Below are 23,853 nucleotides of genomic sequence, written 5' to 3'. Positions count from 1 at the left end.
GGGCGGTGATTCCTCCTGAGGGACGATGACTCGCGGCCCGGCGCGTGGGCCCCCTCGCGCGCAAAGTTGGGCTAGGCTCATCGGGTGGCAAGAACGCACGAAAAGGTGGGGTACGCACCTGAAGGTGAGTACGACGAGCCGACGACTCCCGAGATCGCCGCCGAGCGTGTCGAGCAGGCCCTCGAGCTCCTCAAGGGGCGCTGGAAGCTGGTGATCCTGTTCCGCCTCTTCGGAGGGAAGGTGCAGCGCTTCTCGGAGCTCGAGCGCGCCATCCCTGGCATCTCGCAGAAGATGCTGATCCAGCAGCTCCGGCAGATGGAGCGCGACGGGATGATCTGGCGCGTCACGCACCCCGAGGTGCCGCCCCGCGTCGAGTACGGGCTCACCGAGTGGGGACAAGCGCTCTGCCCGGCGCTGGACACGCTGCTGCGATGGGCAGCCAAGCGCGGCGCGTCCTCTCCCGTCGATTCGCGTTCGTGATGGCTGCCCCAGCGGCCGCTACGCCGCCGTCCACGAGGTTGCCCTCGCGGCGCGCAGCGCCCCGCCGCCGGCGCGCAGCGCCCCTGCGCATCCAGCCGAAAGCCTCCCGCGCACCGCCCCGGCCGGGAGGTCCGCGAGCCCGGGCAGCGGCAGAGGCGCTGGAGCACGTGGAGCAACCGACCGTGGCTTGACTAGCCCGAGCTCGATCAGGTCGCTCCGTGCCTGCGCCACGCCAGTCGACGTCGGCCATCGCCGTCGTCGCGGCATCGCCTCGCCGATGGGGAAGCGCGCCTGCGCACCCTCCGAGCGGCGCGGTACAATCCCCTCGTGAACCTTCCCGAGCTGGAAGCCGAAGCCCTGAAGCTGCCCGTCGCGGAGCGCGCACGTCTCGCAGAGACGCTTCTGGCAAGCCTGGATGAGCTCTCCGAGGAGGAGCACAGGCGCCTCTGGACCGAGGAAGCGACGCGCCGGGACGCAGAGCTCGACGCAGATCCGTCCCGGGGGCGACCGGCCGGGGACGCCTTTCGTGACGCCCGCGCGCGGCTCCGGTGACGCTCCCGGTCATCGTTCACGACCGGGCCGAGGTCGAGCTGAACGATCGTGCCCGTGCAGGCGGACGAGAACGCGCGCCCGGGCTCCGGGTCGTCACCGCCGCGGCCTGGGCGCGGCAACAGCATCACCTCGCGTCGTCAGTCCGAGAAGTTGATCGCCAGGTGGTACGAGGCGGTCTCGGCCTGGTCCACGATCACGCGCATCACCCGGTTGATGCCCGCGGTCGACTCGGAGAAGCGGAGCAGGACGCCTTCGCTGCCGATGTAGTTACCCAGCGTCTCATCGCTGCCGACGATCCTCTTCCGGAGAACGCGGAGCCGGAGCGAGCCACTCAGGACGTCCGTGTGCCCCTCTGTCGTCTTGGCGCGTCCACCGCTGCTGATGCTCCGGTTACCAGAGACACCCAGGATACAGTGGTCGGTTCCGGATGTGCAGAAGCGCGCGGAGAAGTCCGCCGCCGAGAACGCCGACGCCGCCGTACCGAGCTCTTCGGCGCGACCCGGCCCGCGGTCACCTGCGCCGTCCGGCTGCCCTTGCGTCGCCAGGGCCTCCGGGTTCGACAGAAGGTCGCCTCCGCATTCCGAGGCGATGAGGTCCGGCGGCGCCGGGCGATTCGTCAGGTGCGTGAACAGCTCGCTCGGCAGAAAGCGGCTGATCTGGATCCCGCGCAGCGGATCGAACCCTGTCTTCTCGAAGACGGATCCGATGAAGACGCCCCCCTCTTCATTTCGCAGAAACTCCACGTACCCACCCCCGTCGTAGTCGACTCGCGCGAGCAGGCCCGCCTGGGGGTCGGAGTTCACCTCGAAGTCGTCCTCCATCGTCCCGGCGCCGGCGCTGCAGCCGACAACGGATGCCCCGGCAAGACAAGAGATCATGAAGGCGAATGCGAACGTGAAACGTCGATCGATTTTCATGGCGATCCTCCGCGCTCATTCGACCTTGACCGGCGGTGAGATCGAGGCGCGCTCCATCTCGTCCCCCGGCCCGATGCTCCGCGGGCGAGCGGCGATGCCCGGCGCAACGAGCTCGATTCCGCAAGAGACGTTCCATGTGCAGGCGACGCACGGCGACGAGCTCGCCGCAGCACCGTGATACGGTCACCGCATACGAGCGCTTGGATGTCGCCCACGAGCAGAGCGAGGCGCAGGTCCGGTGCAAGATGCTTGCCCTTGTACACGAGCGGCACCGTCGTCTGGCGCACCACGCTGAGCCCTCACGACTCAAGTTCGAAGTCAAGCGCCTCTTCGTGGACGGTTTCGAGCAGCCCCGGACATCCAAGGCTGCGATGCACCTCGAACGCCGCATCGACGATCTTGGTTGTCCCATTCTCGTTCATTTCCTCTCCATCGTCCTGCGCCTTTGTGCCTTTGCGCCTTTGCGCCTTTGCGTTGAATTCTGGCTGCTCCACAGGATATGCGCTGTGCCTACGGATGGCGTCGCGGTCAGTTGGCGACGAATCCGGATTTCAGGGCAGCGTGGCCGCGTGTCCGCCGTCGTGTGAGACAGGTCGCGCCATGCTCGCTCGCGTCCAGGCCCTCCGCTGCGCTCCGGCCCGCTGCGCGATCGCCTCCCGGCGACGCCTCGCCGCACGCCGCCAGCCTGCAGCGCCCAGCCCCCGCCCGCATCTCCGTCGCCTCCGGCAGCCGCACGACGCGCTGGAGCACGCGGAGCCACCGGCCGTGGCTTGTTCCCCCAACCTCGGTCGGGTCACGGCGCCTCGGGCGTGACGTCCTTCAGGTGGAGCGCCGTCCACCGAGAACGAGCTCATGCGCGACGAACGAAGCCCCCTTGCGGCTCGCGCGCGGCGGAGTTCTGCTCGCCGCATGTCCGACCTCAAATTCTATTACGCCCCCATGACGAGCGCAGACCGGGTGCACTGGGCGCTCGAGGAGCTCGGCGTCCCCTACGAGAAGGTCAAGCTCGACCTCGCGGCGGGAGATCAGCGCAAGCCCGAGTACCTCGCGCTCAACCCGAACGGCAAGGTCCCGCTGCTGGTCGCGGAGGGGAAGCCGATCTTCGAGGGGCTCGCGATCCTGCTCTACCTCGGCGAGCGCTTCGGCGTGGACAAGGGCCTCTTCCCGCCGCAAAGCGCCGATCGCGCCGAGGCGTTCAAGTGGATGGCCTGGGGCAACGTCACGCTGTTCGAGGCGACGACGCGGCTCCTGCGCAACACCCTGGAGCGCTTCCCCGCCGACGAGCGCAACCCCAAGGTAGCCGAGGGCGCAAAGCAGGACCTCGCGAACGGGATCGGGATCCTCGACCGCGCGCTCGAGGGCAAGGAGTACCTCGTGGGCAACCAGTTCTCGCTCGCCGACGTGTCGCTCGTGACGGCGCTGCCGTTCCTGGCCCGCTTCGGCGTGGACCTCTCGCCTTTCGCGAACGTGAACGCGTGGATCGCCCGCTGCACGAGCCGGCCTGCGGCCCAGCGGGTCAGGCCGGGCTGAAGTCTCCGCCCTGGGGCCGCCCAGCCGCGCTGGCGGCTATCTCATGAGCTTCATGAGCGCCAGCAGCGGCGGCCACCCCAACGCCCAGGCCGACTGGATGAACTACCGGCTGCTCACCAGGCTGCGCGAACGTTCGCTCCGGACGACGTGTATCCGGAATATCGGATGCTCCCTTGCTGCGCCAGCACCAGGCGCGTGCTGCGCGTGTGCTGCTGGCGCAGCAGGCAGCGGGCGGCGCGGCGTGACGAGGCGGTCGCCATGGGCCTGCTCCGGCTCGGGAGCGTGGCTTGCAGGGCGCCCGCGCGGCAGCACCACCCGACTCGGCACGGCGGACGAACGCGCCGATCGACCGGCCGCTCGCCTCGGTCCGCGTGATGACACCTTCGCCGCCTCTCCCCCAGCGTTATCTCCTCGGCTTCATGGTGCTCGGCCTGCTCGCGGGCTCGAGCAACGGCGTGGCCAAGGTGGTCCTGCCGCTGTATGCCGCCTCGCTCCACGCCTCCCCCTGGCAGATCGGCCTTGTCGGCGGCCTGCAGTTCACCGGCATGGTGCTGCTCTCGATGCCGGTCGGAGGCTTGATCGACCGCCACGGCAGCCGGCCGCTGTTCCGATTCGGCGGCCTCGCGGGCGCGGCGCTGTACCTGCTCGGCTTCACCCACATGGATCGGCCCTGGCAGCTCATCGCGGGCGTGGTCCTCTTCGGGTTGCTCAACCCGTTTCGCATGGTCGCGACCCAGACCGAGTTCCTTCACCTGCTTCCTCGCCTCGGCCCGCGCAAAGCAGGCTGGCAGCGCGCGTCCCACTCGCTCGGCATGTTCTTCGTGGGCCCGATGCTCGGCGCGCAGCTCCTCGGCCTGCTCGGCTACACCGGCGTGTTCGTGGTGACCGGCCTCGGGCTGCTGGCGACGGTCTTCGTCGGCGATCGCGTGCTCTCCGGGGCTCCCCCCGGCCGCGGGCGCTCGGCCACGCCGCTCCTCGAGCGCCTGCGCGGGCAGGTCGGAATCATCCTGTCTCGCCGCGAGCTGCGCCAGAGCATGCTCATCGAGCTGTGTGGTCAGATGGCGATGTCCTACTTCGCCGTGTTCGTTGTGTTGATCGGGATCCGCGAGTTTCACCTCTCGGTGCCCCAAGCCGCGAGCCTGGTGACCCTCCAGGGCGCCGTGTTCGTGCTGACCTTGCTCCTCGCCGGGGGCGCCCTGTCGCCGCTGCGCGACGCTGCCCGCTACGCGATCGCCTTCTCGCTGCTGCTCGCGACCGAGCTCCTGCTCGCTTTCCCCCTCGGCGTCGCCTCGCTGTGGATCGGGGCGGTCTTGCTCGGGCTCGGGCTGGGCGTGCAGCACCTCACGAGCGTCAATCGCTTCGCGGCGCTCACCGCCGAGCTCGGCCGCGGCCGGGTGGGCGGCCTGTTCTCGCTCTCGGGACCGGCCGGGGGCCTGATCGGCGCGGTGGCGGGCGGCTCGCTCGGGCAGCGCTTCGGCCTGTTCAGCGGCTTTCGCGTGCTCGCGGCGCTCTATGCGGTGCTGATGGTGTGGCACGGGTGCGGCGTTCTGACCGACAACGACCAGCCCGTCGCGCTCGCCGAGGGCGAGTCGGAGTGACCGCAGCAGCTACGCCAGCTCACGCAAGAACGACAGGACCACCTCTCCCAGGCGCTCGGGTTGTTGAAACGGAAGGCCGTGGCCGGCGTCCTGTACCTGTTCGATTCGTACGCGTGGGTTGAGACCCCGCAGCTCCGTTGCCATCTCGAGCGTGACGACGGGGCTGTCGTCACCGATGACGAGCAGGCTCGGGACGTCAATCGCGCTCACCACGTCGCGGTACGCGGGGTTGGGCGGCGTGAGAACGTCGAGCGCGTCCATCCGGGTCTTCAGCCTCGCCTCGGCTTGCAGCTCGATGATCTCGAGCGAGCGACGCGGGTCTCGGGCTCGGGCCTTCGCAACGAGGTCGGACTTCTGCAAGGCGAGGGCCTGGCGGTGTTGATCGGCGACGTCGCTGGCGTGCACCTCGCGCTGGCGCTCGGGGCTCAAGAACGTCGGGTCGACAAGGATGAGGCCGCGGATGACCCCCGCCCCTCGGCTCGCCACCACCGCGGCGGTCATGCCGCCCATCGAGTGGCCAAGCAGGACCGGACGAGAGAGCGAAAGGCCGCGGATGAGGCCCACGACGTCGCTCGCGTGATCGTCGTACCGGTATCCGTGGTGCGGCGCGCTCGAACCGCCGTGGCCTCTGGCGTCGGGCATGACGACGTCGAATTCCCCTTCGAGCGCCCGCGCCAGGGGAGTCCAGCAGGCGCCGCTCCCCATCAATCCATGGAGCAGGACGACGGGAACCTTGGCGCCTCCAGTTCGGAGGTAGTGGATGGTGATGCCGTTCGTTTCGCAGACTCCGCTGATCCAGGTCGTCATGGAACTGTCCCTGCCTGCCGCAGCTTCGCACGTGTGATGAAGTGGTTCAGGTTCAAATGCGCGAGAATTATCGACATGAATGCTCCCGAGCGGTCCGCTCGGCGCCTTGAGTGATTGTTTAAACCTCTCGCCACGGACTGGAGCCAAGTGCCGAACTCATGCCGAGTACCCAGCCGTCGTCAACACGCACACGAGCGTGGGACGGATGCATACGCGGCTAGCTTCTTGCCGGCGTGCCGCGGCGCGGAGCGCCATCGGCAGCAGCGGCGTGCTCGGCGCGCGCCGCCGCGCCGCCTCACGGGTACCGGTTTCGGCGCAATAATAACGCACGCAGGCGAACTCGGTCCTCACCGTTCATGTCCAGGAGCTGGACTGTGGCGCGCCCCTCGGCCGTCAGGCCTTGAATGGTACCCTCAATCGCGACCGTGAAGTGCTCGCGCCAAGAGTGACACCTGGGGTGATACAGCGCCACGAGGATCCCAGTCTGTGGATCAATGGAGGCGATGTTAGGTCCCTTCTTCAGATTGCAATGGATGCAGCAAAGGCACAGATTGGCGACATCATCGGAGCCACGATGCTGCCTCCCGATGATGTGGTCGACTTGATGGGGAAGGATCGAAGCTTGTTGAGGAAGCCGGCAGTACTCACACGCGCCCTGAGCGCGCCGCTGCACCGCCTCCCGCACATCGTTCGAGAGCTTCACGAAGCCGCGCGCATCGTCCAGAACTCCTCGGCCTCGAGCTTGAGGAGGCTGAGCCTGTCGTTCAAGCGGACGATCTCTGCGTACTCCCTTTGCTCCTCCGGGGTGAGCGCGCCTTCGGTGCTCTTCTGAGCGAGCTCCTCGACGCGGGGGGAGAGGTCTCTGCTGACGGCATCGAGCGCCGCCTCAAGCTGTTCGAGGGTTCGCCTTTCCATGAGGTTCTCCGTCCGACGTCGGCACGGAGAGCATGCCATCCCTCCGCCGTCGCCTCAAGCTCCGCCCGCCTTGGGCGGGCGAAGCAGCTCCACGCCCGGGGCCGCACGGCCCGGCGCACGACCGGTAGCAGGATCCATTCCGCGCGCCGGCGGTGCGGAGGCCTAGCTTCGCGGAGCCATTGCCTAGGACTACGCCTTGCGTACCGGGTAGCGCAGGTGTGTGACGCTGACGCCCGCGATCACCGTCGGGTTGCCAAGGACGGCTGGCGTGCGGGCGAGGTGGTCAAAGAGTCGAACTCCGGAGCCAAGAAGAACCGCCGCGATGTCGACGTGGATTTCGTCGAGGAGCCCAGCATTCAGGCACTGCTGGATGGTGTCGGCGCCGTGGACCCCGACGGACTTCCCGGCGGCGGCGGCTTTGGCCTGGTTCACGGCGCTCTCGATGCCGTCGGTCACGAAGTGGACAGTCGAGTTGGGTCGCGGCCATCCGGGGGGGATGTGGTGGGTGAGCACGAACGCCGGTCCCCAAGCGTGATTTCCGCCCCAGCCCTGGGCGAAGTTGAACGTGCGTCGACCGGTGAGCATGGCACCAAGTTCGGACGTGAGACCGCGAAGGTGCTCGGCGCTCGGCCCGGACACCTTGAACGTCATGGGATCCGACCCTCCGGTGTGGATCTCGACGTCCCCCGAATTGGCGTACCAGTCGAACACCTCGGCCACGCCATCGTTGACGTCGGCGACGTAACCGTCGAGCGACATGGACATGATTGCGACGACCTTCGACATTGCGATGCTCCTTTCGAGGGTGGAGGCTGCGTTCAGGGGAGGCACGTCAGCAAAAATGGCACGTCTGGCGAAGATCGCAGCCGAAGCATCGCTCGGCGAGCGCCGTGAAATCGGGCACAGCAAATGGAAGACCTCCCTCACGCGAGAACAGGTCTTCGAAGAGCCGGGCAGGCGGAAAGACGTAGTTGCCAAAGGTGATGCTCACCCATGATCGAGCGGCGGCGATTCCGGCGATCTCCATGCGCCCGGCCTTGTAGGGGTAATTGGCGATGGCATACGGCGGAACGTCCACGAGATCCATGCGCGCTCCGAAATCGAGCGCCGCGTCCTCGGAGTCGAGGTCGGCGGACATCGACACGGGCACCTGGGTGCGATGGCATGTGATCGCGACGTAGTAGACGTCGTCGAACTGCGCTTGCGTCATGTCGTACCGCGCCCCGCCTTGAAGCGCTTCGAGCGCAAGCAGAGGCGGTCGCATCGGTCGGAACTCGCTCCAGATCGTGGCTTGACCGTTGTCATCATTCTCCAGGGAATGGCAGAGCTCCTCCGCGGAGTCGGGACGCAGCCACGATCCCGGATTGCGCCCGCGGTCCCTGCCGGCCTTGGGCATCCCGCGCGACATGGTGAACACGAAGGACCCAACGGGCTCGGGGTCCGTTCGCACAAACCGCTCGGGGTTCTTTCCGACGAACCCAGCACTCATTGCGGCTTCGAGAAACGCCGTCATCGCCTCCGCCTTGAAGACCAAGCTCGGATCGAGCGGGACGAGAAGATGAGAATAATACATGCTCATGGATTGCCTCGCGGTCCTGGGGCCCTCCGTGAACGAGTCGCCACGTATCCGTGGAGGGGGACCCCACCCCCTCGTGCCGCCCTCACGCATCGTGGAAAATTAGCGTATCCGACGGCTGCACCACCTTGTCAAGGAGACCAGCGCCGGACCGTGCGGGCTCTACACCGGACGAAGGCGCGGCTCGTGCCGACGGCGGCGAGCGGCGCGCCCGCGTTCGCGCGGTATCGCCCCGCGCCGGAGGGCGGCCACCGGGCCTGGGCGATCCATCTGCTCGACATCGCGGGGGACCGCATCGCCAGCATGACGTCCTTCCTGGAGGCCGAGACGCTCTTCCCGCGGTTCGGTCTGCCGCTCGATCTTCCTGCATGGCCGCGGCGCTCTCCCGGCGTCACCGGAGTCGCCGTTCCGGCAGGGCCGCGGCCGCCCTTCCGGCGCGTCCGCCGGGCCGGGCGCCCGGTCAGGGGCGGCGCGGCGATTTTTTTCCGGCGACCGATGATTCCTGGTGGGGTCGGGGGTCTACGGGGTGAATCCCAGCACGGAGGCACCCATGACCGCGATCTCCACCAGCATCCATCGTCGTGACCAGGATCTCACCACCGCGCCCCGGGCCGAGGCGCCGACCAGCGCCGCAGCGCCCGGCGCGGCGCCGTCCAGGCGAGCGCAGTGGGCGGGACGCGTCCTGAGCGGGCTGGGCGTGCTGTTCCTGACGTTCGACGCCGCGGTGAAGGTGCTGCAGCTGTTCCCCGCGGATGCAGCCACGGCCCAGCTCGGATTCCCGGTCAGCCTCGTCCCCACCCTCGGCTACCTTCAGATCGCTTGCCTGGTGACGTACCTGATCCCGCGCACCGCGGTGCTCGGCGCGATTCTGTGGACCGGTTACCTGGGCGGCGCGATCGCGATCCACGTGCGGGTCGGGAGCCCGCTCTTCAGCCACACGCTCTTTCCGATCTACATCGCCGCGCTCCTCTGGGCGGGGCTCTGGCTGCGCGACCGCCGCGCGCGCGCGCTGCTCGCGAGCCCGGCGTCGCTCGACCGATGAGCTTCACATGGGCTTCCCGCCTCTCGGCGTTCATGGTCAGCTTCATGGTCAGATCGGGCCGCGACCAGCCCGCCTCTCGAACCATGGATCGCGAGCAAGGAGACCACCGATGATCAAGGTCTACAACTTCGCGCGCGGGGCCCGCGGCCTGCGCGTGATGTGGCAGTGCGAAGAGATGGGTTTGCCCTACCAGGTCGAGATGGTCTCGTTTCCGCCGAGCGAAGCCTACCTCGCGCTGCACCCGCTCGGCACCGTGCCGTTCCTCGAGGATGAGGGCGGCGTGGCGATCCACGAGTCCGTCGCGATGATGCTCTACGTGGCGCAGCACTACGGGCCCACGCCCCTCCTGCCCGGCAAGGGCGACCCGGCGCTCGCGCGCGTGCTGCAAATGGCCGTGTTCGGCGAAGCGACCCTCGGGGCAGCCGTCAATGCGCTGCTGACAGCACATTTCGGCGCGCCGGAGGCGGACAAGCGCAACTGGTCGGTCCGCGCGCACGAGGCAAGCGTCGAGAAGGCCTTGCGCTTCACGGCCGACATGCTCGGCAACATGCCTTTTCTCGCCGGCGAGGGCCTCACGCTCGCCGACATCTCCGTGAGCACCGCGATCGGAATCTATCGCGGCGCGCTCGGCAAGACGCTGCCCGACGAGCTCGTCACCTACCAGGAGCGGATCGCCGCGCGGCCGGAGTACCAGCGCGCGCGCGCGAGGTGCCGCGAGCTGCGGAGCGACGGAGGAGCGCCATCATGAATCGATCGTGGCCCGCGGTGGTCAAATCGTTGATCTTCGTCCTCGCGGCAGCGCACGCCGCGTGCGGCGACGCCAGCGTGGATCCGGGCGGGGCAGGGGGCTCGCGCCCGGAGTCGCCCCAGAGCTCGGGCACGCCGGCGTCGACGTCCACCTCATCGGCGTCCGCCTCATCGACGTCCGCCGGCGGGGGCCCCGGCGTCTGGATCCCGGCGCTCGATACGTCGTGGCACTGGATGATCGACCACCCCCTGGACCTGGACGACCCCAGGGACATGGGCCTGGTCGATCCCACGGGAGCGCCCATCGAGTCGCCGCCTCCCACGGTCTACGACCTCGACTGGGAGTTCACGCCGGCCGAGACGGTGGCCGCGCTGCACGCGAAGGGCGCCAAGGTCATCTGCTACGTCGACGTCGGCGCGTTCGAGGACTACCGGCCAGACGCCGGCGCCTTCCCGGAGTCGGTCAAAGGCAACCCGGACTACCACTGGGAGGGCTCGTTCTGGCTCGACATCCGGCAGATCGATGTCCTCAGGCCGATCATGCTGGCCCGGTTCCAGGTCTGCAAGGACAAGGGCTTCGACGCCATCGAGCCCGACGAGGTCGACGGTTACGCCAACGACTCCGGGTTCCCCCTCCGCTATGAAGACCAGCTCGCCTACAACGTGTTCATCGCGGATCTCGCCCACTCGCTGGGCATGTCCGTGGGGCTCAAGGGCGACATCGAGCAGGCGGCGGACCTGTGGCCGTACTTCGACTGGACGCTGAACGAGCAGTGCTTCGAGTATGAAGAGTGCGAGATCCTCGTCGATTCCTTCCTGGCGAACGGCAAGGCCGTGTTCGAGGTGGAGTACGACGATCCGTTCTCCGGTCACATGACCGACAGGTCGCTCTTCTGCGAACAGGCGAACGCCTGGGGCTTCAACAGCATGGAGATGCCGCTCGACCTCGACGGCGGTCGGTGGCCCTGCCGGTGACCCGCGGCCTTCCGAGCGCCCGCATCATCGCCTCGTCGGTGAGCGGGACGTAGGCCTCGAATCCCGAGGTCCACTGGGCTTCTTCCTCGCGCCCCCCGCCGCGCGGCCGCGCGCGCGGGGGCCGTCGCGGAGCGCGGCGATGACGAGCTCCCGGAAGCAGCGGGCGCCCTCGTCCTCGTGGGTCCGCTCGTGCCAGACGAGCTGCATGCGGAAGACGAGCGCGGCCACGGGCGGCTCGAGGAGGGTGAGCGGCGCGAGGCGCGCGAGCGCCTCGGCGATGCGGCGCGGCATGGCGGCGACGAGGTCGGTGTTCGCGGCGATGACCGCGGCGGCGGAGAAGGTCGGGACGGCGGCGGCGATCTCGCGGTGCAGCCCCTGGGCCGCGAGCGCCTCCACGGCGGCGCGGTTGCCGATGCCGCCGCGCCCGAGCGCGATGTGGATGTCGATGTGGCGCAGCGAGTTGAACGCCTCGCGCGTGAGCCGGCGGCGGGCGCACGGGTGACCGCGGCGGACCACGAACACGCTGTCCTGCTCGAAGAGGTCCGCGGCGTGGTGGCCCGGCGGGAGCGGGTGCGCGGGCGCGATGGTCGCGTCGACGTCGCCGCCGCCGAGCCCCCCGGTCGCCTCGAGGTGGTCGACGCTCACGACGCGGAGGGTCGCGCGCGGCATCTCGGCCGCGGCCGCGCGCGCGATCGCCGGCAGGCTGCAGATCTGGTCGAGGTCCGAGAGCGCGAGCGTGAACGCGCGCGTGGTCGCCCGCGGGTCGAACGCGCGATCCCCCTCGATCGCGCCCGTGATCTCGCCGAACGCGGCCCGGAGCCGCGGCGCGATCTGCTGCGCGCGGGGCGTGGGGACGAGGCCGCGCCCGCTGCGCACGACGAGCGGGTCGCCGAGCTGCGCGCGCAGCCGCGCGAGCGAGTTGCTCACGGCCGACGGCGTCACGCGGAGCCGCCGCGCCGCCCGCGCCGCGCTCCGCTCCTCGAGCACCGCGTGCAGGACGAGCAGCAGGTTGAGATCGAGCGTCGACAAGTTCACGAACGGTGACGATTACCATCACGAATCATCACTGGCAATGAGCGTCAGTCCCACCCATGCTGGCCCGGAATCGAGGTTGGAGGAGGCGAGATGACACAGCGAGGTGTGCGGCGGGTGGTGGTCGTCGGCGGGGGCATCGCGGGCCCGGTGCTCGGGATGTTCCTTCAGCGGATCGGCGTGGAGGCGACGATCTTCGAGGCGCGCGCGGCCCCTCTGGAGCAGGAGGGCGCGTTCCTGGGCGTCGCGCCGAACGGGATGAACGTGCTCGCGGATCTGGGCATCGCGCGCGCGGTGCAGGCGCGGGGCGCGGTGTGCGACGGGATCCGGTTCGAGAACGCCCGCGGGCGGCGCATCGGCGTGATCGATCAGCGCGACGCGGCGCGCCGGTTCGGCGCGGGCCTCGTGATGATCCGGCGCGGCGCGCTGCACGCGGCGCTCGCGGAGGAGGCGGCCCGGCGGGGCGTCGCGATCCGGTACGGCATGCGACTCGAGGGGGTGGACCGCTCGGATCCGCGCGAGGTCGTGGCGCGCTTCGAGGGCGGCGGCGAGGCGCGGGGCGACGTGCTCATCGGGTGCGACGGCGTGCGATCGCGAACGCGGGCGGCGGCGCTGCCCGGCGCGCCGGCGCCGGGGTACACCGGCCTCATCGATTTCGGCGGCTTCGCGCGCTGCCCTGGCGCGCCGCTTCCGCCTGGCTGGAGCGTGATGGTCTTTGGCCGGCGCGCGTTCTTCGGCGCGTTCGCGGCGCCGGAAGGCGAGGTCTGGTGGTTCCACAACAGCGGGGAGCCCGCGCCGGAGGGCGCCGCCGCGCAGGGGCCGCTCCGCGAGCGCATCCTCGCGCTCCACGAGGGCGATCCAGGCTGGATCGCCGACGTGGTGCGCGCGACGCCCGAGGTGCTCGGTCCGTGGCTGCTGCACGACATCCTGACGATGCCGCGCTGGCACGCCGGCCGGGTCTGCCTGATCGGGGACGCGGCGCACGCGGCGACGCCGCACGCCGGCCAGGGCGCCTCGCTGGCCATGGAGGACGGGATGCTCCTCGCGAGGTGCCTGCGGGACGAGCCCGAGCCGGAGCGAGCGTTCGCGGCGTTCGAGCGGCTGCGGCGGCCGCGGGTCGAGGCGATCGTGCGCCAGGCGCGCCGCAACGGCAGCCGCAAGGCGGTCTCGGGGCCTGTCGCCGGGTGGCTCCGCGACAGGGCGCTGCCGCTGTTCTTGCGGATCGGCGCCGCCGCGCAGGAGCGCGCGCACGCGTACCGGATCGACTGGGAGGAGCGGATCGCGTAGCCGGGGAAAGTGCGGCGGCGCGTACCCCTCCCGGGGAGAGCGCGGCGGCGCGTACCCCTCGACGTGGGCGCGCTCGAATCAGCGCCCGAGCGCCCGCGCGGTGATGCGCGCGAACACCGGCCCCGCCACCTTGCCGCCCGTCGCGTCCTCCGCGGCGACCACCGCGCCGACGAGGATGACGAAACGCGGCTGCTCGGCCGGCGCGACCCCGATGAAGCTCGCGTAATTACGCGGCTCGCCCGCCGCCGATTGCTCGTCCGTGGTGCCGGTCTTCCCGGCGACCCGCACCCCTTGCACACGCGCCGCTTTGCCCGTCGCCTGCTCGTCGCTCACGGCGCGCTCCAGCATGCCCATCACCGCCCGCGCCGTCTCCGGGCGGAGCACGCGCTCGTTCTCCACGTGGTGCTCGAAGCGGACGCTGCCGTCCGCGCCCCGGGCGCGCCGGGCGAGCGTCGGCGCATTGAACACGCCATCATTGGCGATCGCGGCATAAGCGGCGGCCATCTGAAGCGGGCTGGCCATCGCGCCGCCATGGCCCGATGCCAGGGCCACGCCGCGGAGCGAGCCGTCCGCGATGACCGGAGGGACCTCGCCGACCGGCGCGCCGCGGAGCTGGATGCGCATCGCCTCGCCGAAATGAAAGCGCCGGAGCCAGCGCCCGAGCGCCTCGCCGCCCAGCTTGTCGAAGATCCGCGAGGCCCCGATGTTCGACGAGCGCGCGAGGATCTGCGGCACGTCGAGCCACTCGTTCGGGCTCGCGTCGCGCAGGATTTCCTTGCCATAGCTCCGCGCTCCCTTGTCGCAGAAGAACCGGTCGGTCACCGCAATGGCCCCCTCGTCGAGCGCGGCCGCGACGGTGAGCGACTTGATGGTCGAGCCGCTGACGCGCGGCGCCGCGGCGGTGCTCGGATCATGGATGGCCAGCACCTCGCCGGTCCTTGGATCGAGCACGATCGCCGTGGCGGCGACAGGGCGCCATTCGTCCGCCATCCGCTTCATCTCTTCATCGACGATCGCCTGGATGTCGCGATCGATCGTGAGCTCCAGGCGATCGGCCGGGGCGCCCAGCACGGAGGCGACCTCCGCGGTCAGGTGGGCCAGAGAGGCCGGCGTGGAGCTAGCAGCGGCGGAGGTGGAGGTCGGAACGGACGCGCCCGCCGGTGCAGGAGCGACCGGCTCCGACTTCCCGGACGGATTGGCCGGATTGGCCGCCACAGCCGCGGCAGGTCCTTCCTTGCCGGCGGTGACGCACGCCACCACCCCGAGCAGCGCCGCAGCCGACGCGGTGATTGCAACGCCCCGCGCCGCCGACGTGCGCAGAGACCCCGCCCGCGGTCGCACGATGGCCTCGACCCGCGCCAAGAGCTGCGAGGGCTCCGCCATCCCGAGCGCTCCGCCCGGCACCTCACGGAGCCGCGCTGCGCTCGTCGCAATGGCCAGCAGGTGCTCGGCATATTCGGTCGGCCGCGCCCCGCTCGCCAGGACCCGCTCGTCCGCCGAGAGCTCGCGCTCCATGCGAAGCCTGCGCGCCGCGAGCCACACCAGCGGGTTGAACCAGTGCATTGCACAGGCGAGCTGCCCAACGATCTGGGCAAGACAATCGCGCTGCCGAACGTGCGCCAGCTCGTGCAACAGCACGGCCCGCCAGCGCGCCTGGCTCCACTCGAGCGCCTCCCGCGGCACCAGCACCACCGCCGAAAAGACCCCGGTCACCGCCGGCACATCGATCTCGGAGCTGACGCACACGCGGGCGTTCATGCGCGCTTCGCCGAGGGTCGCCGTGATCCCCGGAAGCGAGAGCGGGGTTGCGCGCCGGGCGATCCCACGCGCCTTGGCGAGGCCATGAAACAGGCGAGCGAGCACCGCAAATGCCCCGAGCGCCCACACGGCAAGGAGCACCGAGCCCCACGGAAAGGACTGCTTTGCCGGGGCGACGGGCGTGGACGGAGCCTGCGCCACGGCGTGGGAGACAGGCTCGACCGAGGGCGGGGCAATGGCATCCCCGATGGGCTCGGCGAAGGGTCTACCCGCGTCCGGGACGCCAAGCTCGGCGACCGGCAGCACGCGCCACGCCGGAACGAGCCGCGAGGCGACCGGCACCAGCGCCGCGGCCGCGAGCCCGAGCACCAGCACGAGCCGGCGTGTGGAGGCCGGCGCGCGGCGGAGCAGCGGCATCACGGCGAGGGCGAGCCCGAGGAGCACGGCGCCCCGCGCGGCATCGACGAGGAACGGCAGCGGGCTCATCTCGATCGGGCTCATCTCAACCCCCTTCTTTCTTGGCGCGCTCGATCACCTGGGCGATGCGATCCAGCTCTTCCCGCGATAGCTTGGACTTCGACGTGTCGACCAGCGCGGTGACCGCTTGCTCGACCGAGCCTCCAAAGAACGTCCGCACGACCTGCGCCAGCGCGCTCCTGCGAGCCTCGCTCGGGGCCGCGACAGGCGTGTAGACGTAGCGTTGCCCTTCCTCCACGTGCTTGACGTGCCCGCGCTCCTCCAGCAGGCGCAGCAGCGCGCGGACCGCCGAGTAGCTCGGCGGATCCTCGAGGTTGTCCTTCACCTCGTGCGCGGTCGCGCGCCGCAGGCGGTACAAAATGTCCATGATCTCGCGCTCTCGGCGCGTGAGCGGCGGCTTCGGCATGACGTCCTTTCGTAGCCTGGTGCTAAGAAATTAGCAAGCAACGCATGCTAAATTCTTAGCACGTGCGATCCGCTCGGCGACTCGCGGGCTATCCGCTGGCCTGGACGCCATAGAGGGGGAGGGCGAGCGCCGTCGAGGCCCTCCGGCCCTTGCGACCGGCGAGCCCCGTGCGCGCCAGCCATGGTGTCACCCGGAGCGCCTGATTCCGGATCCACAGCGCTCGCGATGTGGCGGGGATCAGGCTGGCCGCGCCGCCGCCGGCGAGCGACTGGTTCACCTCGACGAACGGCCTCATGACGCGCTCGTACGAGGCGAAGGCGGCGCCGGGGTCGGAATGGGTCGCCAGCTCCCCCGCCAGGACATACGCGCCGACCATGGCGGTGCTCGTCCCTTGGCCTGACAAGAACGACGGAGCGTGGGCCGCGTCTCCCGCCAGGGCGACCCTTCCCTTCGACCATCGAGGCATGTGGATCTGGCTGACGACGTCGAAGAAGACATCGGTGGCCTCCTGCAGAGCGGCGAGCATCCGCGGCACTTCCCAGCGGGCGCCGGCGAAGACGCTGGCGGTCAATCTCCGCTGCGCCTCGATGTCGGCGAACTCCGAGAAGGGAGGCTGGGGACGGGCGAAGGTCAGGAAGGCGTGCAGGCGATCGCTGTCGCCGGCCGCGAACAGCACGGCCGCCTTCCCGGGCGTGTTGCTGATGAACGCCTCGTGAGAGAGCCCGAGGGTGTTGGGGATGGTGAAACCTGCAAAGCAGTAGCCGAGGTAACGGTGGTACTGCGCCTCGGGCCCGAAGGTGAGCCGGCGAGTGTTCGAATGCAATCCGTCAGCGCCGATGATCATGTCGAAGGGGCGTTGCAGGCCGCTCTGGAAGTGCACATCGACGCCGCCGCCGTGGTCGTTCAAGGTGGCGATGGAGTCGCCGAAGCGGAATTCGACGTCATCTCGGACGGCGTCGTAAAGCACCGTCGTGAGCTCTCCGCGAGGCAGCTCCAGATCCCGGCCTTCCTTGCCGCCGGTGAGCGCCTCGGGCCGGATCGACCCGATAAGCGCGCCGTCGCCATCGACGAACGTGATTTTGCGTGAGTCGATGTGCGCGGCTGCGATGCGCGACAACACGCCCATGCGCTTCACGACGTCGATCGCGGTGCCCCGGATGTCGATGGGGTAGCCGCCGCTTCGCACAGCGCCAGCCTTCTCCACCACCGTGACCTGGAAGCCGTACCTGTGAAGCCAGTACGCGAGCACGGGGCCGGCGATGCTCGCGCCGGAGATCAGGATCTTCTTGTTCCGCGAAGTCGCCATGTGTCCGCCTTCCTTCGGTGTGAGCTCGCAGCGGCGGAGGGCCCATCCTCGCGAGATCGGCGCGACCCGCCCGCTGCCATGAGGCAGGGCAAGCAGCTGCCGACCGCGGTCCACTCGGCCCGGGGAGCTCTGAGGTCGACTACACTACACCGTGTAGTGTACAAAGGCCAGGGCAAAATGAGGCCGAAATGGGCTATACCTGGAGGTGCATGTCCTCCACTGGCGCACAAAAGGCTCTTCGTAAAGGGTCCGCGCAAAAGCGATCCGCCATCCTCATGGCGGCCCGGGAGTTGTTCCTGGCCGACGGGTTCGACCGCTCGAGCGTCGATGCTGTCGCCGCGCGCGCCGGCGTCTCCAAGAGGACGGTGTATGACTACTTCGGCGACAAGCAGGCTCTCTTGCTGGCCGTCGTCGAGTCCGCAGGTGACCTGCTCATGGCGGCGATCCGACGGGCTATCGAGGACACCTTGACGCGCGTCACGGACCTGGAAGACGCCTTGATCACCTTCTCGGCGCGGATCGCGACCGAGATGCTCGGCTCGGTGGACTACCTTGCCCTCATGCGACTGGTCACGATGGAGTCCGTTCAGCTGTCCCAGCTGCGCGATCGCGACCACTGGATGATGAACGCTCCGGAGGAGGCGATCGCGGAGCGGTTCGCGGAATTTGCGCGTGCAGGGCTGCTCGACGCGCCGAACCCGCGGCTGGCGGCCGATCATTTCATCGCGCTGACGTTCTTGCTCGCCGTCAACGCGTTCGGACCGGCGATCGCCACGAGTGACGCGCGCAGGCGAGAGATCCTCGTCGAGGGGGTGCGCGCATTCCTTCGTGCCTACGCGCCCAGCCGCCCGGCCCAGCTTCGACCCCGCGTGTAGCGCAGGCGGCCCCGGCGGTGCGGCTAACTAAGGGGTCCTGGCGCAACGCGACCCGATGTTGCCTCGGTGCTCGGGGTAGTAGACGTGGCGGGTGGCTGACCGCAGGGTCGGGGCGAGGTCGTCGTTGCTGCCGCTCCGGAAGGCCCGGTAGAAGCCTGCTGTGACGGCGGCGCAGTCATGACATGGCATCGGGTACTGGACCGGATCCCAGTCCAACGTCCATTCCCACGCGTTCCCGCCCAGGTCGGACTGCCCCCACTTCCCGTCGCCTCTCGGTGACGTCGAGCCGACGTTCCGCAGGCTGCAGGTGCCGCCGCAGTAAACCGCGTAGCTGTCGTCGATCGTCGTGGAGGTCGCTGGCTTCGACCACGGATAGTACCTGTGCTCGCTGCCCCCGGAGGCCGCGTAGTTCCACTCCGCCTCTGTCGCCAGCCGTCCACCGTCCCACACACAGAACGCGAATGCCGTGTACCAGTCCAGGCAGTTGATCGGCTTATTTTCGTCGCTCCCCGCCGTGTCCGTCCAGCTCTGGTGCACGAAGCACTTCAGGGTGTCTTTCAGGGCAGCCGTGCTCGGCGGCAGCTTGGTATTCCACGCCGAGCTCCAGCCAGAGCCTGGGATCTTTGGATGTGCGCCCGCGCCATCCCCGGGCGGGCTGGCCTGCGTGCCCATGCCTGCGTTCATGAACGCCCGGAACCGGCCCACGGTGATCTCGTACCTGTCGAGGTAGAAGTCGCTCACCGTCGCCGGGTAGCTCCGGTCCAGATAGTCCACGCCGTCGTAGCTTCGAGCGAACGTTCCGCCGGGGACCAGCAAGCTCTCGCAGCAGTCCTCGTTCTCCGATGGCCCGCAGGTCGCCGGCAGCCCGGCGCAACTTGGCGCCGTTCCAGCCCAGGCGCCCGCGTGGCCGCTGCTTCGATCCCCGGCGATCGTCTCGTCCGCCGCGATCCTCTCCTCGTTTCCGCAGGTGCAACCTGCCGAGAGCAGCAGCCCGAAGAATGCGATGCCGACGGTGTGGCAAGGAGGGGCAAGCGAAATCATAGGTCACTCACGATGGTCAGCTCCTGCTCTCCTCCGGAGCGCGCGCCACCACGCGTGGCGCGCGCCCGTCGACATCGCAGCTCCGTCTCGTTGGGCCTGTGCTCCGATCAGCCCCCGAAGAACGCCTTCGCCTGCTCTCCCAGCACGTTCTCGCCCTTCGGGCTGCTGGCGTGGCAGCCGTCGCTGACCTCGCCCGCGTCGTTGTTGAGGATGAACTTCCCGAGGTAGCTCATGTTCTCGTTGATGGTCGCGTCCTTGGCCAGCTCCTGTGCCTTCATGTCCGTCCAATCGGCGCCGCCCGCTCCCGCGATGAAGCAATCGTGCCCTGCATTGTAGACCGGCTGGCCCACGATGTAGATATGCGTGCCCGGGTTGACGTGCTGGCGCGCCGCGTTGACCATGTCGCGGAGCTCCTTGTCGGTCGCCCGCTGCGACAGGATGCAGATCTGGACCATGATGGCTTTGACGACGTCCTTCCCGCCGATCGACTGCATCTTCCGGTCGAAGAGCTGCCAGGAAGAGCTGTTCGGGTTGGTCCAGTTCTGGACCACCATGGCGCCCGTTTGATAGTTGTCCGCGTTCCACATGACCTTGCCGCCGACGCGCTTGTAGCCAGTGCCGATGTTGTTGGCCATCGAGCAGCCGGTGTACGCAACCGAGTTCTCGCCTGTCGGAGGCAGGCCGTCATCCCCGCCGCCCGTCCCGGGATCGCCGCCCGTGCTCGTGCTGCTCACCGACGCCGGTCCGCTCGGGTCTGCGCCGCCGGTGCCGCCTCCGCCGGTGCCGGAAGCGCCGCTGGTACTGCCGCTCGGGGCTCCTCCCGCGCCGGTCGTCCCCGTCGTCGCTCCGGCAGAGCTGGAGCTTCCAGCAGCTGGCCCCCCGCTCGTCGAGCTCTCGGTCGTGGAAGCGCCGGTGCCCGTCGTCCCTCCGGTTGCTGTGCTCTCCGACTCCGAACCGTCGTTCGGGTCAACTTCGGAAGCGCAAGCTCCGAGGCTGAGCACGGCCATCCCAAGAGCGCAACGGACCACCAATCGGGAGGAAAGAACAGGATAATTCATCGTCGTCACCTTCTGTTAGGGGGCGCTGGTCAGGACCTGCGGAGACTCTCGGCTCGCGTCCGACCCTCCTTGTTCTATTGCCGCTGCGACCCGCGTGAATAGACGGCGAGATCGCCGTCACCCCCCTTGGACAGATTTGTCATCCCCGCTCGTCGACTTGGAGAGCCATCACGATGCCCACTCTCCGAGGGGAGCGTCACCGAAAAGTTCCGTTCGGTCTGACCTGGCGTCTGTGCCAGTTTGCGACCCTTGCCGTCGCCCCCTTCGGTGCCCTACGTGCGCCGCCATGCGTACGTTGTTTCTCGATCTCGACGGCACCTTGACGGATCCGGCCCCTGGCATCGCCGCCTGCTTCGTGCACGCGGCCCATGTGCTCGGGCACGGCTCGATCGGCCTCGCCGAGGTGCGCCGCTTCATCGGTCCGCCGCTGCGCGAGGCGTTCGCCGAGATCCTGGCGACGCGCGACAGCGCCCGCATCGAGGAGGCCGTGCGCGTCTATCGCGAGCGCTTCGGCACGCTCGGCCTGTTCGAGAACAGCGTGTATGCCGGTGTGCCAGAGGCGCTCGCGCAGCTCTGCCAGGCGGGCCACGGCCTCTGCCTCGTCACCAGCAAGGCGGCCGTCTATGCCGAGCGCATCGTCGACCACTTCGGCCTTCGCTCGCACGTGCCCCGCGTCTACGGCGCCGAGCTGTCCGGCGAGCGCTCGACCAAGGCCGAGCTCATCGCGCACGCCCTGGAGCGCGAGTCGCTCACCCCCGCCGACGCCTGCATGATCGGCGACCGCGAACACGATGTCCTCGGCGCCAAGGCGCACGGCCTCGTGGCGATCGGGGTGACGTGGGGCTATGGGTCGCGCGCGGAGCTGGAGGCTGCGGGCGCCGACCGCATCGTCGACACGCTGGAGGAGCTGGTGCTGACGGTGCGTGGGTTGAGGGAGACCCGAGGCCGAGCGGCTCGATGAGTCCACGGCTCCGCAGCGCCGGCCGTTGCCGACTGCGAGCGGCGGCAGCGTCATCATGACGAACCGCGTGTGACGGAGCGGGTCGAGGAGGCGGTCTGCGAGAGATCGTGCCTTACGTGATCCGCTTCACATGGAAAACAACGCTATCTCAGGTCCATCCTCCACGTAGGGAAGCGGCTTCCGTCACCACACTACAGCCCCCTGCGGGCCCCCCATGGTCCGCCGCTCGTCGCCCCTCCCCACGCCCGGGGGGTGTCGGGTTTGTCACTCCCCCCGCTGCCCTCTGTGGCGTTACTCTGTGGCGCGCAACGAGGCTTCTCGTCGATACTTATCAATTTATGACGGTAGAGCTGATTCATGCCATCGTTCGTCAGACCACCGTCCTCATCGCCCAGCTGGCGACCTCGGGCGGCTGGCGTGCCCCTCTGGCCCAGCTCGCAGACCAGGTGTTCCAGGACCTGGTCACCGAGCTCGAGCGGCAAGGGGTCAGCCGCAAGGTGGGCGCCGACATGTTCGGCATGGGGCTCCGGACCTATCAGCGCCGGGTCCGGCGGATCACGGAGAGCTCGGTCGAGCGCGGCCGTTCGCTGTGGGAAGCCGTGCTGGACCACATCCGCCGCCGGGGCATCACGCCGCGGGCCGAGATCTTGAGGGCGTTCGCCGGCGAGGACGACGTCCTGCTCCGCGGGGTGCTCTTCGACCTCTGCGAGAGCCGCCTGATCTTCCAGGCGGGGCAGGGGGCCCAGGTGGTGTATCGCGCGGTGTCCGACGACGAGCTGGGCGCGCTGCGCGCGCTCCGCTCCGGCGAAGGCGTGGACGAGCTCGTCTGGGCGATCATCTATCGGGAAGGCCCGCTCGTGCGCGACGAGCTGCTGCAGCGGACGCACATCGAGCGCGCGGAGCTCGACGCCGCGCTGGGGCGCCTCGTGGAATCGGCGCGCGTCGAGCGGACCGGGGAGGGCGCGGGCGCGACGTACAGCGCCGGGAGCCTCTACGTGCTGCTGGGCTCGCCTGTGGGGTGGGAGGCGGCGATCTTCGATCACTTCCAGGCGATGGTGAAGACCATCCTGTGCCGGCTGCGCGAGGATCGCTCCGCGCCCGGCCTCGGCGACCGCGTCGGGGGGAGCACCTATACCCTCGACCTGTGGCCCGGTCATCCGCACGAACAGCGGGCTTACGAGACGCTGGGGCGCCTGCGTGCCCAGCTGGTCGAGCTGCGCGAGCAGGTCGAGGCCTTCAACGCGGCGCACGAGAGGCCGGACAGGTACACGCAGGTCGTTCTGTACATCGGACAGTGCTTGATCCAGCAGGACAGCGGGGGCGGCGATGAGATCTAGGGTGATCGTGACGGCGTGCCTCATCGCGAGCATGACGGGCGGGGCGCTCCTCGGCTCGGCCTGCAGGGACATCGGGCCTCAGACCGGGAGCGAGACCAACTTTCTCAGGAGCTGTGATGCCAGCTGCGCGGACGGTCTCTCCTGCATCTGCGGCGTCTGCACGCGCGCCTGCTCGGTCGCCCGCGAGTGTACGGCGCTCGCCTCCGGCGCCGAGTGCGTGGCCGTGGCGGAGCGGCCTACCGAGGCGGCCTGCGACGCGGCCGAGAGCGCTGCGTTCTGCGATATCTCCTGCAGCGGCGACGCCGACTGCGAGCCGCTCGGCGCGCCGTTCCGCTGTCAGGGCGGCTTCTGCCGGACGCCCGGCGATGGCGAGACGGCGACCGCCTGCCCGGCGACCACCCTTGCACCCGGCGACAACGAGCGCACGGTGACGGTCGGGGACACCACCCGAAGCTACGTCGTTCGCCTCCCCGCGAGCTACACGGGCGCGAGCCCCATGCCGCTGGTGCTCGATTACCATACGCTGGGCGGGACCCCGGCGGAGGAGGCCGAGGCCTCGGGGTACCGCGAGCTCGCCGAGGCCGAGGGGTTCATCGTCGCGTGGCCGCAGGGCATCGACGGCGCGTGGAACATCGGTCCGTGTTGCACGACGTCGCGCGACGTCGACGACGTGGGGTTCGCGCGCGCCCTGGTCCAGGAGGTCCAGAAGGAGGCGTGTGTCGACGTCAAGCGGGTCTATGCCGTCGGCGTCGCGAACGGCGGCGGGATGGCCTACCACCTGGCCTGCAACGCCGCGGACGTCGTTGCCGCGGTCGCTCCCAGCGCGTTCGACCTTCTGGCGGAGTCGGAGCAGCCCTGCCAGCCGTCGCGGCCTGTGACCGAGATCTCGTTCCGGGGTACCGCGGACTTGCTTGTACCTTACGAGGGCGGGGCCCAGCAGGCGCCGAACGGCGCGAACATCACCTTCCTCGGAGCCGTCGGCACCTTCGAGAGGTGGGCCGAGCTGAACCGGTGCACGGGATCACCGGGCCCGGCAGGCAGCGACGGTTGCTCGACGTACTCGAGCTGCGCAAACGGCGCGGAGGTGACGCTGTGCACCACGGAGGGCGGCGGCATGACCTGGGGGAGCCCCGAGATCGGGTGGGCCACGCTGAAGCGGCATTCGCTTCCTTGAGA

The 23,853-nt window shown here is 69.4% G+C and carries 27 protein-coding genes; 14 read left to right on the top strand and 13 right to left on the bottom strand.

Translation table 11 applies throughout. The features are described 5' to 3' along the window. The first annotated feature begins 84 nt into the window (after window positions 1–84). Window positions 85–480, top strand: a complete 396-nt coding sequence (locus WMF39_RS40840) for a winged helix-turn-helix transcriptional regulator (protein WP_437741851.1) — start codon at window positions 85–87, stop codon at window positions 478–480. A gap of 327 nt (window positions 481–807) precedes the next feature. After that, window positions 808–1,032: an addiction module protein gene (locus tag WMF39_RS40835; protein ID WP_437741850.1), complete on the top strand. Its 225-nt coding sequence runs from the start codon at window positions 808–810 to the stop codon at window positions 1,030–1,032. A gap of 137 nt (window positions 1,033–1,169) precedes the next feature. On the opposite strand, the gene WMF39_RS40830 is transcribed toward WMF39_RS40835, so the two are convergent. Next, the gene (locus tag WMF39_RS40830) at window positions 1,170–1,949 is read right to left on the bottom strand and encodes a hypothetical protein (protein ID WP_437741849.1); all 780 of its coding nucleotides are present in this window, start codon (window positions 1,947–1,949) and stop codon (window positions 1,170–1,172) included. On the opposite strand from WMF39_RS40830, the gene WMF39_RS40825 reads away from it, so the two are divergent. Further along, a complete protein-coding gene (locus tag WMF39_RS40825) occupies window positions 1,948–2,127 on the top strand; it encodes a hypothetical protein (protein ID WP_437741848.1) in 180 nt (59 codons plus the stop codon). The genes WMF39_RS40830 and WMF39_RS40825 overlap by 2 nt on opposite strands. A gap of 121 nt (window positions 2,128–2,248) precedes the next feature. On the opposite strand, the gene WMF39_RS40820 is transcribed toward WMF39_RS40825, so the two are convergent. After that, the gene (locus tag WMF39_RS40820) at window positions 2,249–2,443 is read right to left on the bottom strand and encodes a GxxExxY protein (protein ID WP_437741847.1); all 195 of its coding nucleotides are present in this window, start codon (window positions 2,441–2,443) and stop codon (window positions 2,249–2,251) included. A gap of 415 nt (window positions 2,444–2,858) precedes the next feature. Here WMF39_RS40820 and WMF39_RS40815 point away from each other — a divergent pair, with 415 nt between their 5' ends. Next, window positions 2,859–3,479, top strand: coding sequence for a glutathione S-transferase family protein (locus WMF39_RS40815; RefSeq protein ID WP_437741846.1), 621 nt, complete (start codon window positions 2,859–2,861; stop codon window positions 3,477–3,479). Window positions 3,480–3,853: 374 nt separating this feature from the next. Next, window positions 3,854–5,077, top strand: coding sequence for an MFS transporter (locus WMF39_RS40810; protein WP_437741845.1), 1,224 nt, complete (start codon window positions 3,854–3,856; stop codon window positions 5,075–5,077). Window positions 5,078–5,086: 9 nt separating this feature from the next. On the opposite strand, the gene WMF39_RS40805 is transcribed toward WMF39_RS40810, so the two are convergent. From WMF39_RS40805 to WMF39_RS40785, 5 genes are all read right to left on the bottom strand, one after another. Continuing rightward, window positions 5,087–5,884: an alpha/beta fold hydrolase gene (locus WMF39_RS40805; RefSeq protein WP_437748099.1), complete on the bottom strand. Its 798-nt coding sequence runs from the start codon at window positions 5,882–5,884 to the stop codon at window positions 5,087–5,089. Between the two features lie 295 nt (window positions 5,885–6,179). Then, a complete protein-coding gene (locus tag WMF39_RS40800; RefSeq protein WP_437741844.1) occupies window positions 6,180–6,587 on the bottom strand; it encodes an HNH endonuclease in 408 nt (135 codons plus the stop codon). Continuing rightward, on the bottom strand, window positions 6,584–6,799 hold the full coding sequence (locus WMF39_RS40795; protein WP_437741843.1) for a hypothetical protein: 216 nt from the start codon (window positions 6,797–6,799) through the stop codon (window positions 6,584–6,586). The genes WMF39_RS40800 and WMF39_RS40795 overlap by 4 nt, the downstream gene beginning before the upstream one ends. A 189-nt stretch (window positions 6,800–6,988) precedes the next feature. After that, window positions 6,989–7,585, bottom strand: coding sequence for a dihydrofolate reductase family protein (locus WMF39_RS40790; RefSeq protein WP_437741842.1), 597 nt, complete (start codon window positions 7,583–7,585; stop codon window positions 6,989–6,991). A 46-nt stretch (window positions 7,586–7,631) separates the two neighbouring features. After that, window positions 7,632–8,333: a hypothetical protein gene (locus tag WMF39_RS40785; RefSeq protein WP_437741841.1), complete on the bottom strand. Its 702-nt coding sequence runs from the start codon at window positions 8,331–8,333 to the stop codon at window positions 7,632–7,634. 195 nt (window positions 8,334–8,528) lie between these two features. On the opposite strand from WMF39_RS40785, the gene WMF39_RS40780 reads away from it, so the two are divergent. From WMF39_RS40780 to WMF39_RS40765, 4 genes are all read left to right on the top strand, one after another. Then, entirely contained in the window at window positions 8,529–8,960 is a 432-nt protein-coding gene (locus WMF39_RS40780) for a hypothetical protein (protein ID WP_437741840.1), read from the top strand. After that, window positions 8,926–9,417: a DoxX family protein gene (locus tag WMF39_RS40775; RefSeq protein ID WP_437741839.1), complete on the top strand. Its 492-nt coding sequence runs from the start codon at window positions 8,926–8,928 to the stop codon at window positions 9,415–9,417. Before WMF39_RS40780 ends, WMF39_RS40775 begins: the two co-directional genes overlap by 35 nt. 109 nt (window positions 9,418–9,526) lie before the next feature. Next, a complete protein-coding gene (locus tag WMF39_RS40770) occupies window positions 9,527–10,165 on the top strand; it encodes a glutathione S-transferase family protein (protein ID WP_437741838.1) in 639 nt (212 codons plus the stop codon). Continuing rightward, window positions 10,162–11,139 carry an endo alpha-1,4 polygalactosaminidase gene (locus WMF39_RS40765; protein ID WP_437741837.1) on the top strand — a complete coding sequence of 326 codons (978 nt, stop codon included), beginning with the start codon at window positions 10,162–10,164 and terminating at the stop codon, window positions 11,137–11,139. The genes WMF39_RS40770 and WMF39_RS40765 overlap by 4 nt, the downstream gene beginning before the upstream one ends. A 24-nt stretch (window positions 11,140–11,163) precedes the next feature. Here WMF39_RS40765 and WMF39_RS40760 read toward each other — a convergent pair whose 3' ends face one another. Beyond that, on the bottom strand, window positions 11,164–12,174 hold the full coding sequence (locus tag WMF39_RS40760; RefSeq protein WP_437741836.1) for a LysR family transcriptional regulator: 1,011 nt from the start codon (window positions 12,172–12,174) through the stop codon (window positions 11,164–11,166). A gap of 90 nt (window positions 12,175–12,264) precedes the next feature. Here WMF39_RS40760 and WMF39_RS40755 point away from each other — a divergent pair, with 90 nt between their 5' ends. Then, window positions 12,265–13,458, top strand: coding sequence for an FAD-dependent oxidoreductase (locus WMF39_RS40755; RefSeq protein WP_437741835.1), 1,194 nt, complete (start codon window positions 12,265–12,267; stop codon window positions 13,456–13,458). 78 nt (window positions 13,459–13,536) lie between these two features. Here WMF39_RS40755 and WMF39_RS40750 read toward each other — a convergent pair whose 3' ends face one another. The 3 genes from WMF39_RS40750 to WMF39_RS40740 form a co-directional block, all read right to left on the bottom strand. Next, window positions 13,537–15,717: a penicillin-binding transpeptidase domain-containing protein gene (locus tag WMF39_RS40750; RefSeq protein ID WP_437741834.1), complete on the bottom strand. Its 2,181-nt coding sequence runs from the start codon at window positions 15,715–15,717 to the stop codon at window positions 13,537–13,539. A gap of 1 nt (window position 15,718) precedes the next feature. After that, window positions 15,719–16,099 (bottom strand): BlaI/MecI/CopY family transcriptional regulator, encoded by a 381-nt coding sequence (locus WMF39_RS40745; protein WP_044969989.1) that lies wholly within the window; start codon window positions 16,097–16,099, stop codon window positions 15,719–15,721. A gap of 88 nt (window positions 16,100–16,187) precedes the next feature. Next, window positions 16,188–17,405, bottom strand: coding sequence for an FAD-dependent monooxygenase (locus tag WMF39_RS40740; protein WP_437741833.1), 1,218 nt, complete (start codon window positions 17,403–17,405; stop codon window positions 16,188–16,190). Between the two features lie 209 nt (window positions 17,406–17,614). Between WMF39_RS40740 and WMF39_RS40735 the strand changes: the two genes are divergently transcribed. Continuing rightward, the gene (locus WMF39_RS40735; RefSeq protein ID WP_437741832.1) at window positions 17,615–18,280 is read left to right on the top strand and encodes a TetR/AcrR family transcriptional regulator; all 666 of its coding nucleotides are present in this window, start codon (window positions 17,615–17,617) and stop codon (window positions 18,278–18,280) included. A 27-nt stretch (window positions 18,281–18,307) separates the two neighbouring features. On the opposite strand, the gene WMF39_RS40730 is transcribed toward WMF39_RS40735, so the two are convergent. Both WMF39_RS40730 and WMF39_RS40725 read right to left on the bottom strand, forming a co-directional pair. Continuing rightward, window positions 18,308–19,321 carry a formylglycine-generating enzyme family protein gene (locus WMF39_RS40730; RefSeq protein ID WP_437741831.1) on the bottom strand — a complete coding sequence of 338 codons (1,014 nt, stop codon included), beginning with the start codon at window positions 19,319–19,321 and terminating at the stop codon, window positions 18,308–18,310. A 107-nt stretch (window positions 19,322–19,428) separates the two neighbouring features. Continuing rightward, window positions 19,429–20,055, bottom strand: coding sequence for a hypothetical protein (locus WMF39_RS40725; RefSeq protein WP_437741830.1), 627 nt, complete (start codon window positions 20,053–20,055; stop codon window positions 19,429–19,431). A 610-nt stretch (window positions 20,056–20,665) separates the two neighbouring features. Between WMF39_RS40725 and WMF39_RS40720 the strand changes: the two genes are divergently transcribed. From WMF39_RS40720 to WMF39_RS40710, 3 genes are all read left to right on the top strand, one after another. Then, entirely contained in the window at window positions 20,666–21,340 is a 675-nt protein-coding gene (locus WMF39_RS40720; protein ID WP_437741829.1) for an HAD hydrolase-like protein, read from the top strand. 338 nt (window positions 21,341–21,678) lie between these two features. Further along, the gene (locus WMF39_RS40715) at window positions 21,679–22,677 is read left to right on the top strand and encodes a hypothetical protein (RefSeq protein ID WP_437741828.1); all 999 of its coding nucleotides are present in this window, start codon (window positions 21,679–21,681) and stop codon (window positions 22,675–22,677) included. Further along, on the top strand, window positions 22,667–23,851 hold the full coding sequence (locus WMF39_RS40710) for an alpha/beta hydrolase family esterase (RefSeq protein WP_437741827.1): 1,185 nt from the start codon (window positions 22,667–22,669) through the stop codon (window positions 23,849–23,851). Before WMF39_RS40715 ends, WMF39_RS40710 begins: the two co-directional genes overlap by 11 nt. Window positions 23,852–23,853 lie beyond the last annotated feature (2 nt).

The organism is Sorangium sp. So ce1504 (assembly GCF_051521635.1).
Classification (GTDB): Bacteria; Myxococcota_A; Polyangia; order Polyangiales; family Polyangiaceae; genus Sorangium; species Sorangium cellulosum_B.
The sequence above is the reverse complement of the archived record's forward strand: the minus strand, read 5'-3'. Positions and strand labels throughout refer to the sequence as shown.

Excerpts from the sequence above, each read along its gene's own strand:
- WMF39_RS40825 (WP_437741848.1), top strand. The coding sequence starts at position 1,948 with ATGGCGATCCTCCGCGCTCATTCGACCTTGACCGGCGGTGAGATCGAG.
- WMF39_RS40830 (WP_437741849.1), bottom strand. The coding sequence starts at position 1,949 with ATGAAAATCGATCGACGTTTCACGTTCGCATTCGCCTTCATGATCTCT.
- WMF39_RS40815 (WP_437741846.1), top strand. The coding sequence starts at position 2,859 with ATGTCCGACCTCAAATTCTATTACGCCCCCATGACGAGCGCAGACCGG.
- WMF39_RS40810 (WP_437741845.1), top strand. The coding sequence starts at position 3,854 with ATGACACCTTCGCCGCCTCTCCCCCAGCGTTATCTCCTCGGCTTCATG.
- WMF39_RS40805 (WP_437748099.1), bottom strand. The coding sequence starts at position 5,884 with ATGACGACCTGGATCAGCGGAGTCTGCGAAACGAACGGCATCACCATC.
- WMF39_RS40795 (WP_437741843.1), bottom strand. The coding sequence starts at position 6,799 with ATGGAAAGGCGAACCCTCGAACAGCTTGAGGCGGCGCTCGATGCCGTC.
- WMF39_RS40790 (WP_437741842.1), bottom strand. The coding sequence starts at position 7,585 with ATGTCGAAGGTCGTCGCAATCATGTCCATGTCGCTCGACGGTTACGTC.
- WMF39_RS40775 (WP_437741839.1), top strand. The coding sequence starts at position 8,926 with ATGACCGCGATCTCCACCAGCATCCATCGTCGTGACCAGGATCTCACC.
- WMF39_RS40770 (WP_437741838.1), top strand. The coding sequence starts at position 9,527 with ATGATCAAGGTCTACAACTTCGCGCGCGGGGCCCGCGGCCTGCGCGTG.
- WMF39_RS40765 (WP_437741837.1), top strand. The coding sequence starts at position 10,162 with ATGAATCGATCGTGGCCCGCGGTGGTCAAATCGTTGATCTTCGTCCTC.
- WMF39_RS40755 (WP_437741835.1), top strand. The coding sequence starts at position 12,265 with ATGACACAGCGAGGTGTGCGGCGGGTGGTGGTCGTCGGCGGGGGCATC.
- WMF39_RS40750 (WP_437741834.1), bottom strand. The coding sequence starts at position 15,717 with ATGAGCCCGATCGAGATGAGCCCGCTGCCGTTCCTCGTCGATGCCGCG.
- WMF39_RS40745 (WP_044969989.1), bottom strand. The coding sequence starts at position 16,099 with ATGCCGAAGCCGCCGCTCACGCGCCGAGAGCGCGAGATCATGGACATT.
- WMF39_RS40740 (WP_437741833.1), bottom strand. The coding sequence starts at position 17,405 with ATGGCGACTTCGCGGAACAAGAAGATCCTGATCTCCGGCGCGAGCATC.
- WMF39_RS40735 (WP_437741832.1), top strand. The coding sequence starts at position 17,615 with ATGTCCTCCACTGGCGCACAAAAGGCTCTTCGTAAAGGGTCCGCGCAA.
- WMF39_RS40730 (WP_437741831.1), bottom strand. The coding sequence starts at position 19,321 with ATGATTTCGCTTGCCCCTCCTTGCCACACCGTCGGCATCGCATTCTTC.
- WMF39_RS40720 (WP_437741829.1), top strand. The coding sequence starts at position 20,666 with ATGCGTACGTTGTTTCTCGATCTCGACGGCACCTTGACGGATCCGGCC.
- WMF39_RS40715 (WP_437741828.1), top strand. The coding sequence starts at position 21,679 with ATGACGGTAGAGCTGATTCATGCCATCGTTCGTCAGACCACCGTCCTC.
- WMF39_RS40710 (WP_437741827.1), top strand. The coding sequence starts at position 22,667 with ATGAGATCTAGGGTGATCGTGACGGCGTGCCTCATCGCGAGCATGACG.